The following is a 12,451-nucleotide window of genomic DNA, read 5'->3' as shown; positions in this document are numbered from 1 at the left end:
TAGCGGAGAGGTTCCGGGGCAGATTTTTATTTCTACAAGCCTTACCTCTAGAAGCCGTCCGTCAGCAGGTAATCCGTGAGCAGATCAGCCTCAGCCGTCCAGCCTTGCTGGGTGGGGTGGACGTAGCCCAAGACATCAAAGGACGAGAAACTCGGAACGATCCACGAGTGATCCTGGCGCGCTCCCATCCGCGGGTCAAAGCCGTGCCCGGTAAATGCGGGTTGCACATCCACGAAGGTAAAGCGATTGGATTCGGTCCGCGCGTTCATTTCCTCAATAACGCCCCGCTGGAGCTCATTGGCGTGCTCTTGCATCCCGCGCAAAGTCTTTCCGGCGTCGTACCACCCCGCGGGCCCTTCGGGAAGAACGTAGGAGTCCTCGCTAATAAGTACCGGATAGCCCAGCAAATAAACGCGCGCGTGGCCCTGCGAGGCGCGATCAATTTCGGTGAGCACCGAGTCGATTCGCTGACGAAGCTGGGGGAAGATCGCGTTCGCCGTGGTGAGCCGGTTTTGGCAGGAATTGGCATTGCGGGCCACGAAGCAAGAGATAATAATGCCTACAAAATTGGCGTCATTTCCGCCAATTGTGAGGAAAACAGCGTCGGTGGCCGGGCTGACGGCTTCGATTTGCGGCTTGGCCCATAAGTAGCAGGCCACGCTAGCCGTGAAAATCGATCCGGCGGGGGCGGGGGCCACCATTCGGTATTCGTAGTACATATCGTCGGCCGGCGGAGCCCCACACACGCCCTCCGCCTCCACGCGCTTTTGCCATTCGGCGGCTTGATCGGGATACGCGTAGGTCGGTAACCAGTAGCTGCGGGTCGCTCCGCCCTTCCAGCCCAGGCTCCGCGGCTGGGTAATATCGCGCGTTACCGCGCCCGAGCACGCCACGTTCGTGTAGAGCGCTCCCACCGCTTCGGCCGCCCTCGCCCCGTAGTTGCGCGAGGAACGCATGCAGTTCGTTTCCTCGTAGGTTCCGGTGCCGTTTCCTGCCGAATACGAATCACCGAGTTGCACAATGTTTGCCGACGCCGTAGCGGGCAGATTCTGGGCGGAATCTTCATCCGCCACCGCCGTGAGTGAGATACTCACTAGGCTCAGGCACAGAGCGGCTAGAGCGCCGAGTATACGTCGCATAGTAGACCGGTTTCCCTTCGTAGCTTTATTCTCCGGCGTGGGCCGGCCCGGCGGTAGTATCCTAACCCGCTTCGGTTACGGCTTGCGCCAGGGCTTCGCCTTGCTTTTGCCAACCTTCACGCGTGGGATGCATGATCTCCCGGAAGTTTTCCATAGTTAGGTCAGAGACCTCAATGGTATCCAGGAGCAGGGAAAGATCGGTTACCTGCGCGTGGAACCACGCGTGGCTCTGATCGGCGTTATTGCGCGGGTCCACCTCGTGGCCGGCGAAAACCGGGCGGCTATCGAAGAAATGGAAACGCTCGCGCTCACCCGTAGCGCGAGCCTTGCTATTTGCGCGCTCTACCGCGGTCTGCATCACCTCCGCGCCGTTATCCACGCTGGATCGAATCGCGCTTCCGGCGTCGTAGTCATCTCCCAAGCGGCGCAAATGGTACGGAACGTCCGCTACCAAGTACGGGTAGCCAACCAGCCAAATATCTGCGTTCCCCGCTGCCGCGCCATCAATATCCGCCAGCAAGCCGTCGAGGCGTTGCCCGATTTTGGGGAACTCTTCATTAGCACTTTTAATGCTCGCCTCGCACAGCCGGCTCTGATCCAAAACCAGGCAGGTGGCGATGATCTTGGCAAATCCGGCGTCGTTACCGCCGATTGTTGTAAACACCAGGTCGGTTGCGGGGGTGACGGCAGAAACTTGCGGCCCGGTAACGAGCGTGCAGTCCACCTGGGCGCTCACAAACCAGGGATTAGCGGAAACCTTGCCGCTGGGGGTGTATTCCATACGGCTTCCGGCGGGAACTTCTCCGCATACCTGCGCCAAATTAGCCCAGGTTTGCCAGCGCGAGAATTGCTCCCCATCCACCAGTTCCGGCACCCAGAAGGTCGCCTCGGCTGAGCCGGCATCGCTGCTTTCAGAAACCGTGGTGAGGTCTTCCAGTGTGGCGGCGCTGCAGGAGGCATCGCGCACAGAGCCGCCCAATTCTTCCGCGGCGACGTGGGCGTAGTTGTGCGGGGAGCGGTAGCAATCATCGCGATAATCACCCGCCCCATTTCCGGAGGCAAAAGAATCACCGAGTTGCACAATACGGGGTTCTTCCGCAGCTACGGCGCCCGTTGAGGAAGCCAATAAAAATCCCGCCAAAAGAGTTGCCAATACCCCTCGCATCGCTACCTCCTTGCCTTTATTTGCCGCTGGCGCCTCGCGCTCGCGGTGCTGGTGCTCCGAGCGCGATCCGAATGCTCCTGCCGCGCGCGGTTCGGGTGCCCGCCGCTCGCGGTGCTGGTGCGTCCGGTGCTCGCCGTTCGCCACGATGCACAGATGCGCCCGGTTTTAGTGCCCCGGCGCCCTGGCTATGCTCCTGCGCGTTGCCCCCTTGCGTTTCGCTTTGGCGTCGTCCATTGGCGCAGAAAACGAAATCACTGTGACCATGGTAGCCGCCGCGGCACCGATCTTCGTCTACCCGCTAAGCTAGCTGGGCGAGGGAAAGGGAAGTATGCGAATTACAACCGTCAACGTCAACGGACTGCGGGCGGCGGCCCGCAAAGGAATGCTCGATTGGGTAAACGCCCAGCAACCAGATGTGCTCCTCATGCAGGAGGTGCGCGCGCCGGAAGAGGCGATCGAGGCTATTTTTGCCGATTCTTGCTACCTGGTGGTGAACGAGATTTCTGAGCTGAAGGGGCGGGCAGGGGTTTCCATCGCCATTCGGGACGGCCTGGAGATTGCCGAAGTTCGTCGCGGTCTGGTGCCGGAAGAAGAGCCGGTGGATACCGGACGCTGGATCGAGGTGGATCTGGTGGATCCCCCGCTGACGGTCATCTCGGCTTACCTTCACTCCGGTGTTGCCGATAAACCCGAGAAAATGGCGGCAAAATACGCGCATTTGCAGCGCGTGAGCGAACGGCTGGCGAGTGTCGATCCGGCCGGCCACACCCTGGTAGCGGGCGATTTCAATATCGTGCATACCGAGCGGGATATTAAAAACTGGAAATCGAACCACAATAAAACCTCCGGCGTGCTCGATCCGGAGATCGCCTATCTGGATCAGTGGTTTGGAGCCGGGTGGGTTGATGTGCAACGCCGGCTCCTCGACGGCGCGGGATTTGTGGGAAATGGGCCCTACACCTGGTGGTCTCAGCGTGGCAAAGCCTTCGATAACGACGCCGGCTGGCGCATCGACTACCAGATGGCGACCCCGGCCCTGGCCGAGCGGGCGGGGGAGTTCAGCATCGGGCGCGCGGCGAGCTACGGCGAGCGCTGGTCGGATCATGCCCCGCTTACGGTGACCTACGAGCTCTAGCGCCGCGGGCGCGAGGGCGGCTTTGGGGTTCCTCGAGGGCGGCTTGGAGTCCCAGGCGGGCGCGAACGAAAAAATGAAAAGTGCTTCTGCGCATCCTCGCAAACCGTTACTCTGGACGAGTGAGCGATAATAAAGAGCAGGTAACTGTCCCCACCGACGCCCTTTCCGCGGTGCTCGGGGTCGATCCGCAAGGGCGCGAAGCGGTGTACACGGTGAGGGAAGAGCGGGTATCCGATTCCCAACCGACGCCCAGCCTGGTGGAGCGAATTAAGGCCCTCGTTTCCTGGGTGCAAGGCACGCGGATTATGCGCGGGATGAGCCGCTACGGCAACGCGCGCGGCGGCCTGCTGGCAGGCGGTATCGCCTACTCGGCGCTGTTTTCGATTACCGCCGCGCTGACGGTGGCATGGACGATCTTCATGGCCACCCTCGGAAATAACCCGGAAATGCGCGAATCGGTGATCGGGGCGATCAACACCGCCCTCCCGGGAATTCTCGACGACGGATCCAATGGCGGTCTGATCGATCCGGATGCGCTGATATTGACAGGCGGGTTGAGCATAGCCAGCATTATCGCCGGTGGGGTTTTGCTGTGGACCGCGATCTCAATTATGACCGGACTATCGCGGTCAATTCGTGCCATGTTCGGCATAAACCAAGTGGTGGAAAACGGCGTCGTCAATATCCTCCGCAGCTTCGGAGGGTTCGTGGTTCTGGCCGCCGGGATCGTGGTCAGCGGCGTTTTCGCTGCCGGCGCCGGTGCGGCGGGGACCTGGCTCTTTGGGAAACTGGGAATCGAAAGCTCGATCTCGCAGTTCTTCATCAAACTCGCTGTTTGGGCGGTGGCGATTTGCCTCGATGGTTTGATTATCGCCTTCCTGGTGAGAGTAATGGCGGGAATGCGAGTGCCGCGGGCAGATCTTCTTCGCGGCGCGGTGCTGGGCGGCCTTATTATGACCGTCATCAAGATTGCCGGTACTTCCGTGGTTTCCAGCGTCTCATCTAATCCCTTGCTCGCACCTTTCGCGGCTCTGGCCACCCTGCTCCTGTGGCTCAACCTCACGGCCCGCATTATGTTGATGGTCAGTGCTTATATGGCCAATCCGCCGCGCGTATATACCCCGGAGGATGCGCGGGAGTTGCGCGGGCACACCACGCCCAACTTCGTGACACTCACGGTTCCAGAATCACTCGAATGGCCGCATGATCCCATCACTGGCGCGCTTCTTCCCGAGCCTAAGTTGCCGCTCCAAGAGGAAATCGAAGAGCTTCCCGAATGGGGAGGTTTGCAAGGTAACTGGGCCCGCAAGCGCGCCGAGAAATTGGAAGATAAGGCGCGCAAGGCCAGCGAAGATGCGCGCGCGGCGCGAGAGAGGTACCGCGACGGTCAGCGGCAAGTGCAAGCCCAGCAGGCCAACCGGGAAAAGAAGCACTAAGGGAGAAACAGCACCGTGGAATTTCACGTTATTATTCCCGCCGGTGGAGCGGGCACACGGCTCTGGCCACTTTCGCGGGCATCTCACCCGAAGTTCCTGGTGGATTTGCTGGGTACCGGGCGCACGCTTCTGCAATCGAGCGTTGATCGTTTGCGCCCGCTGGCCGATTCGGTCACCGTGGTAACGGGCCGTGCCCACGTGGAGGCGGTACGTGAGCAATTGGGATCTGATTTTTCCCGTCGGGCCGCCATTATTGAGCCCTCACCGCGCGGCACCATGGCCGCCATCGGCCTTGCCGCCGGGGTCCTCGAGCGTGAATTTGGGGACTGCCTGGTGGGATCCTTCGCCGCTGATCACGCCATTGCGGATAACGTAGCCTTCCATGCGGCGGTGGAGGCAGCCATGCGCGCCGCCGAGGCGGGCTATATTGCTACCCTCGGAATCACCCCGGACTATGCCGCCACCGGATTCGGCTATATTCGCGCCGGTGAAGACCTGGCGGATCTGCCCGCCGCGCGCGAGCGCGATCTGCCCGCCGGGAGCGGTTCTGATCTGCCCGCCGCGCGCGAAGTCAAAAAGTTCGTGGAAAAGCCTGACGCACCTACCGCGGAAAGCTACCTTGCGGATGGCGGGTACTTCTGGAATGCCGGTATTTTCATTATGCGGGCCAAGGTTTTGCGCGAAGCACTTGAGCGCTTCCGCCCCGATATCGCCGCCCCGCTTGCCCGCGCGGTTGCCGGCTGGAACCTGGACGCGGACAAGCAACGCGCTGAGGTGCTCCAAGCCTGGGAAGAGATTCCTCGCGAAGTTATTGATCGAGCAATTGCGGAACCGCTCGCCGCCGACGGTGGGGTAGCGGTGGTCCCGGCCTCCATAGGCTGGTCAGACATCGGCGATTTCCAATCCCTGGCGGAGCATATTCCGGCCGTTCAGCGTAGCCTTCAGCAGGTTGATGCCGCCGCCCCCGCCCAGCCGGTGATTGCCGTAGACAGCGAGGGGGCACTTGTTTATACCTCGAGCAAACCCATTGCTGTGGTGGGCCTGCCGGACGCCGTCGTCGTCGACGCGGGAGACGTGCTCCTGGTGACCACGCGCTCGCGGGCGCAGGGGGTCAAAAACGTTGTGGAGCGGCTCGGTGAGGTGGGTCGGGAAGATCTACGCTAGGTGAGCGGATGATCGTAATACTCCGGCGAGGGCTGGAATTTCTGCCCTCCGCCTGCGCTATCCGCGTGGCGAAATGAATGGGGAAGGCCCCTTCTGGCTGGAAAGATAGGTTTCATGACTCGAGAAGACTATAGGCGCGGTGCGCAAATTAGGCGGGGAAAGCAGATTCCCTCGATTACCGCGGATACCAAGCTATTCAACGAGCCCGAAAACGGGGATTGGACGCGTACCGATCCTTGGCGCGTGCTACGTATCCAGGCGGAGTTCGTGGAGGGATTTGGAGCCCTGGCTCATGTGCCGAAATGCGTCTCTGTGTTCGGTTCAGCCCGCATCCGCGAGGGCAATAAATACTACGACATCGCCCGCGAAGTGGGCCGGAAGGTCGTCGAGGCCGGATACGGCGTGATTACCGGGGGCGGCCCGGGCATTATGGAAGCGGCCAACCGCGGCGCAAAGGACGCGGACGGGCTTTCAATTGGCCTGGGAATTGAGCTCCCGCACGAGCAAGGCCTCAATAATTACGTGGACCTGGGTATCGAGTTCCGTTACTTCTTCGTCCGCAAAACCATGTTCGTCAAGTATTCCCATGGCTTCATTGTGATGCCGGGCGGATTTGGCACCATGGATGAGCTTTTCGAATCACTGACGCTTGTGCAGACCGGTAAGGCGATTGAATTCCCGGTGATTTTGGTGGGCTCGGAATTCTGGGGGCCGCTGGCGGACTGGATCAAGAACTCCCTCGAGGAGAACGGGCTCATTTCTCCCGGTGACGACGAGTTGTTCACCATCGTGGACACCGCGGAAGACGCGGTGCGAGTGCTACGCAAATGGGAGGGTCCGCGCGATGAAAAGCGAGCGACAGAAAGATCACGCCGGTCGAAAGCCTCGCATTCCTAGTAGAATAAGAGCAACTGAGTCGAAAACGCCGGGTTTTCGACAGGAAGGAATGCACAATGGCAGCTATGAAGCCTCGCACTGGCGATGGGCCGCTCGAAGTTGAACGTGAAGCCAAAGGCATTGTGGTTCGCATCCCTGTAGACGGGGGAGGTCGCCTGGTTTTGGAAATCAATGATGACGAAGCAAAGGCCCTAAGTGAAGCTCTTGCGGGTATAGAACGCTAAGTGCCCTCACTCTTTGTTCCCCGGATTTTCCGGGGAACATTTTTGTGTCTAAGTTGCGGGTTTTCGGCGGGCGCGGCGCGCTGGGTTTATAGGTGCCCGCCGCGCACTTGGTGGCGTCCGCTGCGCGCTGTGTGCGGCTCCCTCCCGCCGATGCTTGGCGCGTTGTTTATCGGCCGCCAACCCGGGCGATAAACAACCCGTCTCCCACCGGAAGGAGCGAGGTCTCAATACCTTCGGTCTGGGCGAGCCGCTTAATGAGGTTTCGGGTGGAGACGACGTCATCTTCACGCCGTGCCGGATCGGCGACTTTACCTCCCAGTAGCGCGTGTGCCACCACCAGCGTTCCGCCCGGGCGCAGCAGGCGAAGCGACTCGGCCGCGTCCCCCTCCGCTTCCAGGGGATTGCCGTCGAGCAGAACAAAATCGTATGAACCAGTGGCAAGGCGCGGGAGGATATCGGCGCTGGCGCCGTTAATAAGACGCACCTTTCCCGCGCGAGCACCGGCGGCCTTGAAGAAATCGCGGGCGTAATGCTGAGCCTCCGCATCGAGGTCAATCGTGGTGAGGGTGAGGTCGCCGTCGCCGATGAGGTAGAGTCCGGACACTCCGGTGCCGGTGCCAATTTCGACGGCGGATCTCACTCCGGCTGCACCAATGAACAGGCGCAGGAAATTTCCACTGGCTGGCGAGATCGTCTTAATTCCGAATTCGGAGGCGAGGTCGCGGGCGCGAGCAATTTCCTCGGGTTCGGCAACCGCTTCCTCCGCGTATGCCCACGCCTGTACAAAATCAGCCATTGTGAAAACTCCTCAATTACTCGTGCGCGCCTCTCGCCCGGTCCGCGATGCCCCCGCGAACACGTTCCTTATCTTATGCGAGAGTGCGCGCTCGCGCGGGCGGTTCAACGCGCTTGCTAGGTTACGGTGCCGACCTAGTCCCATTGCGAGTTGAGGCCAGTGCTAGCTGAGGCCCAGTGCTACCTGAGGCCCACTGCGAGCTGAGACACGGCGCAAGCCAAGGCACGGCGTCAGCCAAGCCTGCGTTTTAGCCAGACGGCCGCGCTAGCTGATCGTCCGCGCGATTTTCTGGAACTCCGCCTTTGCCGGAGAGTCAAGTAGCGAGAGGACGGCCGGAGCTCCGGCATCCGCACCTTCGCGGATAGCACTTTCGAAGGGGATTTGCCCCAAAAGCGGGACGCTATAACCCAGCCGCTCGGAAAGGACCGCCGCAACCGTCTGCCCGCCGCCGCTGCCGAAAAGGTAGTTGCGCTGGCCTCCGGGCAAATCCATCCAGGACATATTTTCGATAACGCCAATTACATGCTGGCCGGTTTGGCTGGCCATTGAACCGGCACGTTCTGCCACATCGGAGGCGGCGGGCTGCGGCGTCGTCGTCACCAAAAGCTGGGAATTGGGAAGCAGGGAGGCGACGGTCAGGGCGATATCTCCCGTTCCCGGTGGTAAGTCGAGCAGGAGCACGTCAAGGTCGCCCCAGTACACGTCTGCGAAGAACTGCTCGAGCGCCTTCGCGAGCATGGGACCGCGCCACATAATCGCCTGATTTCCCTTGACGAACATTCCAATGGACATGACTTTCACCCCGTGGGCGACGGGCGGAATGATCATGCCGTTGATTTGCTGGGCGGGGGTATCGACCCCGAGCATTGCGGGGATGGAAAAACCGTAAATATCGGCGTCCACCAAGCCGACCCGGACGCCCTGGGAGGCCATGGCGGCGGCGAGGTTGGCGGCGATAGAGGATTTGCCTACCCCGCCTTTTCCGGAGGCGACGGCAATAATCTTTGTGGGCGAATCGGGCGCGGCGAAGGGGATCTCGCGGCGCACCCGTTCGCCGCGCAACTTTCGCGTTAGTGCCTGGAGCTGGGCGGGGGTCATGGGGGAGAGCGTGACGTCGACGCCGTTGACCCCGGCCACGTCCGCTACCGCCTGCGTCACCTCGCGCTCAATGATGCTCTTGCGCGGGCAGTTCGGAGTGGTGAGAAGAATGGTGATGGCGAGGCGGCCGGATTCGGCAATATCGATCCGATCGACCATATTGAGTTCGGTAATGGGGTGGCGCAATTCCGGGTCGATAACCGCGGATAGAGCATCCATCACAGCCTCGCGCGTAACCATGTGGCTACCCTACCTGCAAGCGGGCCAGCCGCGGCGGCGACTAAGCCCACATCTGATGTAAGGAGGTGGCTATACGTGCGCGGCGCTGGGTGCGCCGCTGAGCGGGGTGAGGAGCAAGGCACAACAGGGGAGAAAAAGACTGGTTGAGAACTCATCCAAAAGGATGAAAAAGGGGCGTCAAGAGGCTTCAGCAGTATGGCAGATAACTTTGAAATAACGGGGAAATAACGCCGTCGTTATAACGAAAGTGATGTGCGACGAATCTAGTGAAAAAACGGTGTCGGGGCGGTTGAATATGTCTGCTACGAAGTACGCTAGCAACGCTCGAGAGGAGGCACGAGGTGCAAGTAAAGCAACGTACGCGAGTGCGCGGATTAGATGGACTGCGCGCAATTGCGGCGTTTATTGTCCTTTTCTTCCATATTTTGCCCGGAGGAATTGGATATATCGGAGTGGACGTGTTCTTTGTGCTCTCCGGCTTCTTGATCACTTCGTTGCTCCAGCGCGAATATCTGGAAACTAAGCGCATCAACCTCAAGCGATTCTGGGGGAAACGTGTGCGGCGTCTGACCCCGGCGGTTGTGGTCGCCACCGTTGGTACCCTCGGATTGGCGGCCCTGGTGGGCGGGGATGCGCTTGTGCAACTGCGCTGGCAGTCCTTCGGGGCGGTGACGGGAACCTACAACTGGTTCCAGATCGCTAATGGCTCCTCGTACTTCGAAGAGCAATCACCCAAGCTTCTCACCAATATGTGGTCTCTGGCCGTCGAGCAACAGTTCTATCTGCTCTGGCCATTCTTTGTCTGGCTGATTGTGATGCTTGCTTCGCGAAAGGTTTCGCCGTGGATCGCACTTTCCCTGGGCGGAGTATCCGCCATCTGGTACCAGATCCTGGCCGGCGGCGCCGCTGACCCCACGCGCGCCTACGTAGGAACCGATACCCACGCTTTCGGCCTGATGGTCGGTGCGGCGATTGCTTTCGCTCTGCCGCGCGCCATCGAGGGCGCGGCACCGCAAATGTCCAAGTCCGCCAAACGGTACGTGGGGATTGGTGCCTGGATCGCCCTCGCCACCCTGGTGGTGGCCGGAGTGAGCGTGGCTGATTCCCGCTTCATGTACCCCTGGGGCTCGGTGCTGGCGAGCCTGCTGGCGGGCTTCATTGTGGTGGCGCTACTGGGCGGGCAAGACGCGGCGGCTCCGCGCTTGGCGCGGGTGTTGGAGAGCAAGCCCATGGTGTGGCTAGGGCATCGCTCCTACGGGATCTACCTCTGGCACTGGCCGCTTATCGCCCTTTCCTTCTACGCTTTCCACCCCAATAGCTGGATCTCGGCACTGGTGGTTATCCCGCTTTCGGTGCTTTTCGCCCACCTTTCATTTACTTATATCGAAACCCCGATTCGTCGCGAAGGGTTCATAGCCTGGATTCGCACCCGCGGGCGGCAGTGGTTGCTCACCGGAGGCGTGCTGGCACGGGTGGTAGCAGCATTCGTAGCCGCGGTGCTTCTCCTTGCCGGGTGGTCCCTGGTGGCGTCCAAACCGCTTTCCACCGCGGAAGAATACGTGCAGGCCGGCGAGCAAGCGCTCGACGCGGGCACCGGCGGCGGGGCAAGCGGAGACGCCTCTCAAACCGGCGACGCCGAAAGCGAAGAAGGCGAAAACGCTCCGGGCGAAAACGACACCCCTACCGAGGGCGACGAGCCGGAAGCAGAGGCACCCGCGCCCGCGCAAACAGATAATGCCGACTCGCAGAGCTCGGCAGAGAATTCAGCAGGCGAAGCGGGCAATTCGCGCAATCCGGCCAACCCGGGTGCCCCGGATGCGCCCCAGCCCGCCACGGATTTTGAGCCGGTGGCTCCCGATGGTTCGAATGTTTTGGTGATTGGTGATTCGGTGACGGTGGCGGCAGCTCCGGCGCTGAAGGAAAAAATGCCGAATATGGCGGTGGACGGCGAGGTGTCGCGGTCGATTAAGCCCGCGCCCGGGATTATTAACGCCATGCGCAACTCTGGCACCCTGCGGCCCTACGTTGTATTGGCATTGGCCACCAACGGCACCATTACCGATGCGGATTGGCAGGCCGTGGAGGCCGCCCTGGGGGAGGGCCACCGCATCGTGCTGGTTACCGGCTACGGACCGGCGGGTAAGACGTGGATTGGCGCGGCCAACGAGAAAATCAAGCAGATTGCGCAGACGAATCCGAACGTGCGGGTGGCGGACTGGGCGTCAATCGCCGCCCAGCACACCGATATGTTGGCCGGCGACCACGTGCACCCGAACCGCACCGCGGCGGGAATGTACGCCGCGGAAGTCATCCGCGCGCTGGGAAGCTTCTAATCGCTTTCCCGTTCGCTAATGAGCTTGTCGAGCTCTTCTTGGAGTTCGGCAATGCGCGTCTCGCGTTCGGCCAGGCGAATCTCCCGGTTCTCATCCAATTCGTCACGCAAATCGTTGAGTTCTGAACGCACAAAATCACGGGTAGCGAGCTCGCCAATGGCGATGCGCAAGCCCACGATTTCGCGGATAAGGTACTCGGTATCGTGCAGATTTCGTTCCGCGCGCTGGCGATCCTGTTCATTGGCCACCTTGTCTCGCTCATCTTGGCGATTTTGTGCCAAAAGGATGAGGGGCGAGGCGTAGGAGGCCTGGAGTGAGAGCATCAGCGTTAGTGCGGTGAATCCGAAGGCCGCTGAATCGAAACGCAGGTGCTCGGGTGCGATCGTATTCCAAATAATCCAGGCGGCCACAAAAATCGACAGGTAGACCAGGAAACTCGGGGTCCCCTGGAAGCGGGCAATTGATTCGGCCAACCGCCCGGTGGCTTCGGGGTCGCGTTGCCGGCGCTTAAACCAGCGCTGGCGCCGTTCTAGTGGCTTATCGAATTCTTCACTCGACATCGTTCAACCCCTCCTTCTGGTTCGCCTCGCCCTCGCGGGCGCTGTCCTGAGACTTTTTAGCGGTGTTGTCCGGCCGCGCCGAGTCCTCGCGTGCGGAAGCCGTCGCCGGCGTTTCCGTTCCCGACGCCGTTATTCTCGACGACGCCAGTGCGGAGGCCGGGGCCGGATGCGGTTTGAGCAGGGCCCGGGCCCGCTCTATCCCCGAGGCGGGGATAGGAGGCGAGGACTGGCCCGCCGGTTGCGGGATGAGCCGCGATGGCGAGG

Annotated in this window: 11 protein-coding genes; 6 read left to right on the top strand and 5 right to left on the bottom strand. The window is 61.1% G+C overall.

Annotation, left to right across the window (positions count from 1 at the left end; genetic code table 11):
- Window positions 1-47: 47 nt before the first annotated feature.
- The gene (locus BN2664_RS03575; RefSeq protein ID WP_007001579.1) at window positions 48-1,139 is read right to left on the bottom strand and encodes an SGNH/GDSL hydrolase family protein; all 1,092 of its coding nucleotides are present in this window, start codon (window positions 1,137-1,139) and stop codon (window positions 48-50) included.
- 61 nt (window positions 1,140-1,200) lie between these two features.
- Window positions 1,201-2,304, bottom strand: a complete 1,104-nt coding sequence (locus BN2664_RS03570; RefSeq protein WP_007001580.1) for an SGNH/GDSL hydrolase family protein — start codon at window positions 2,302-2,304, stop codon at window positions 1,201-1,203.
- 328 nt (window positions 2,305-2,632) lie between these two features.
- Between BN2664_RS03570 and BN2664_RS03565 the strand changes: the two genes are divergently transcribed.
- From BN2664_RS03565 to BN2664_RS08980, 5 genes are all read left to right on the top strand, one after another.
- Window positions 2,633-3,439 carry an exodeoxyribonuclease III gene (locus BN2664_RS03565; RefSeq protein WP_007001581.1) on the top strand — a complete coding sequence of 269 codons (807 nt, stop codon included), beginning with the start codon at window positions 2,633-2,635 and terminating at the stop codon, window positions 3,437-3,439.
- 119 nt (window positions 3,440-3,558) lie between these two features.
- Complete coding sequence (locus BN2664_RS03560) at window positions 3,559-4,875, top strand: YihY/virulence factor BrkB family protein (RefSeq protein WP_231723440.1); 1,317 nt, start codon at window positions 3,559-3,561, stop codon at window positions 4,873-4,875.
- 15 nt (window positions 4,876-4,890) lie between these two features.
- On the top strand, window positions 4,891-6,039 hold the full coding sequence (locus tag BN2664_RS03555; RefSeq protein ID WP_007001583.1) for a mannose-1-phosphate guanylyltransferase: 1,149 nt from the start codon (window positions 4,891-4,893) through the stop codon (window positions 6,037-6,039).
- Window positions 6,040-6,153: 114 nt separating this feature from the next.
- Window positions 6,154-6,936, top strand: coding sequence for an LOG family protein (locus BN2664_RS03550; protein ID WP_007001584.1), 783 nt, complete (start codon window positions 6,154-6,156; stop codon window positions 6,934-6,936).
- 56 nt (window positions 6,937-6,992) lie between these two features.
- Window positions 6,993-7,160: a DUF3117 domain-containing protein gene (locus BN2664_RS08980; protein WP_007001585.1), complete on the top strand. Its 168-nt coding sequence runs from the start codon at window positions 6,993-6,995 to the stop codon at window positions 7,158-7,160.
- Window positions 7,161-7,326: 166 nt separating this feature from the next.
- Here the strand turns inward: BN2664_RS08980 and BN2664_RS03545 are convergent, their stop codons facing one another.
- Together BN2664_RS03545 and BN2664_RS03540 are read right to left on the bottom strand one after the other, a co-directional pair.
- Complete coding sequence (locus tag BN2664_RS03545; protein ID WP_007001586.1) at window positions 7,327-7,956, bottom strand: O-methyltransferase; 630 nt, start codon at window positions 7,954-7,956, stop codon at window positions 7,327-7,329.
- Between the two features lie 264 nt (window positions 7,957-8,220).
- Window positions 8,221-9,294, bottom strand: coding sequence for an Mrp/NBP35 family ATP-binding protein (locus BN2664_RS03540; RefSeq protein WP_007001587.1), 1,074 nt, complete (start codon window positions 9,292-9,294; stop codon window positions 8,221-8,223).
- Between the two features lie 341 nt (window positions 9,295-9,635).
- Here BN2664_RS03540 and BN2664_RS03535 point away from each other — a divergent pair, with 341 nt between their 5' ends.
- Window positions 9,636-11,627, top strand: coding sequence for an acyltransferase family protein (locus tag BN2664_RS03535; RefSeq protein WP_007001588.1), 1,992 nt, complete (start codon window positions 9,636-9,638; stop codon window positions 11,625-11,627).
- Here the strand turns inward: BN2664_RS03535 and BN2664_RS03530 are convergent.
- Window positions 11,624-12,187: a DUF1003 domain-containing protein gene (locus BN2664_RS03530; RefSeq protein ID WP_007001589.1), complete on the bottom strand. Its 564-nt coding sequence runs from the start codon at window positions 12,185-12,187 to the stop codon at window positions 11,624-11,626. The genes BN2664_RS03535 and BN2664_RS03530 overlap by 4 nt on opposite strands.
- Window positions 12,188-12,451: the final 264 nt, after the last annotated feature.

The organism is Actinobaculum massiliense (assembly GCF_001457435.1).
Taxonomy (GTDB): Bacteria; Actinomycetota; Actinomycetes; order Actinomycetales; family Actinomycetaceae; genus Actinobaculum; species Actinobaculum massiliense.
Note: the sequence above shows the minus strand (reverse complement) of the source record. Positions and strands in the feature narration are given on the sequence as shown.

Excerpts from the sequence above, each read along its gene's own strand:
- BN2664_RS03575 (WP_007001579.1), bottom strand. The coding sequence starts at position 1,139 with ATGCGACGTATACTCGGCGCTCTAGCCGCTCTGTGCCTGAGCCTAGTG.
- BN2664_RS03570 (WP_007001580.1), bottom strand. The coding sequence starts at position 2,304 with ATGCGAGGGGTATTGGCAACTCTTTTGGCGGGATTTTTATTGGCTTCC.
- BN2664_RS03565 (WP_007001581.1), top strand. The coding sequence starts at position 2,633 with ATGCGAATTACAACCGTCAACGTCAACGGACTGCGGGCGGCGGCCCGC.
- BN2664_RS03550 (WP_007001584.1), top strand. The coding sequence starts at position 6,154 with ATGACTCGAGAAGACTATAGGCGCGGTGCGCAAATTAGGCGGGGAAAG.
- BN2664_RS08980 (WP_007001585.1), top strand. The coding sequence starts at position 6,993 with ATGGCAGCTATGAAGCCTCGCACTGGCGATGGGCCGCTCGAAGTTGAA.
- BN2664_RS03545 (WP_007001586.1), bottom strand. The coding sequence starts at position 7,956 with ATGGCTGATTTTGTACAGGCGTGGGCATACGCGGAGGAAGCGGTTGCC.
- BN2664_RS03540 (WP_007001587.1), bottom strand. The coding sequence starts at position 9,294 with ATGGTTACGCGCGAGGCTGTGATGGATGCTCTATCCGCGGTTATCGAC.
- BN2664_RS03530 (WP_007001589.1), bottom strand. The coding sequence starts at position 12,187 with ATGTCGAGTGAAGAATTCGATAAGCCACTAGAACGGCGCCAGCGCTGG.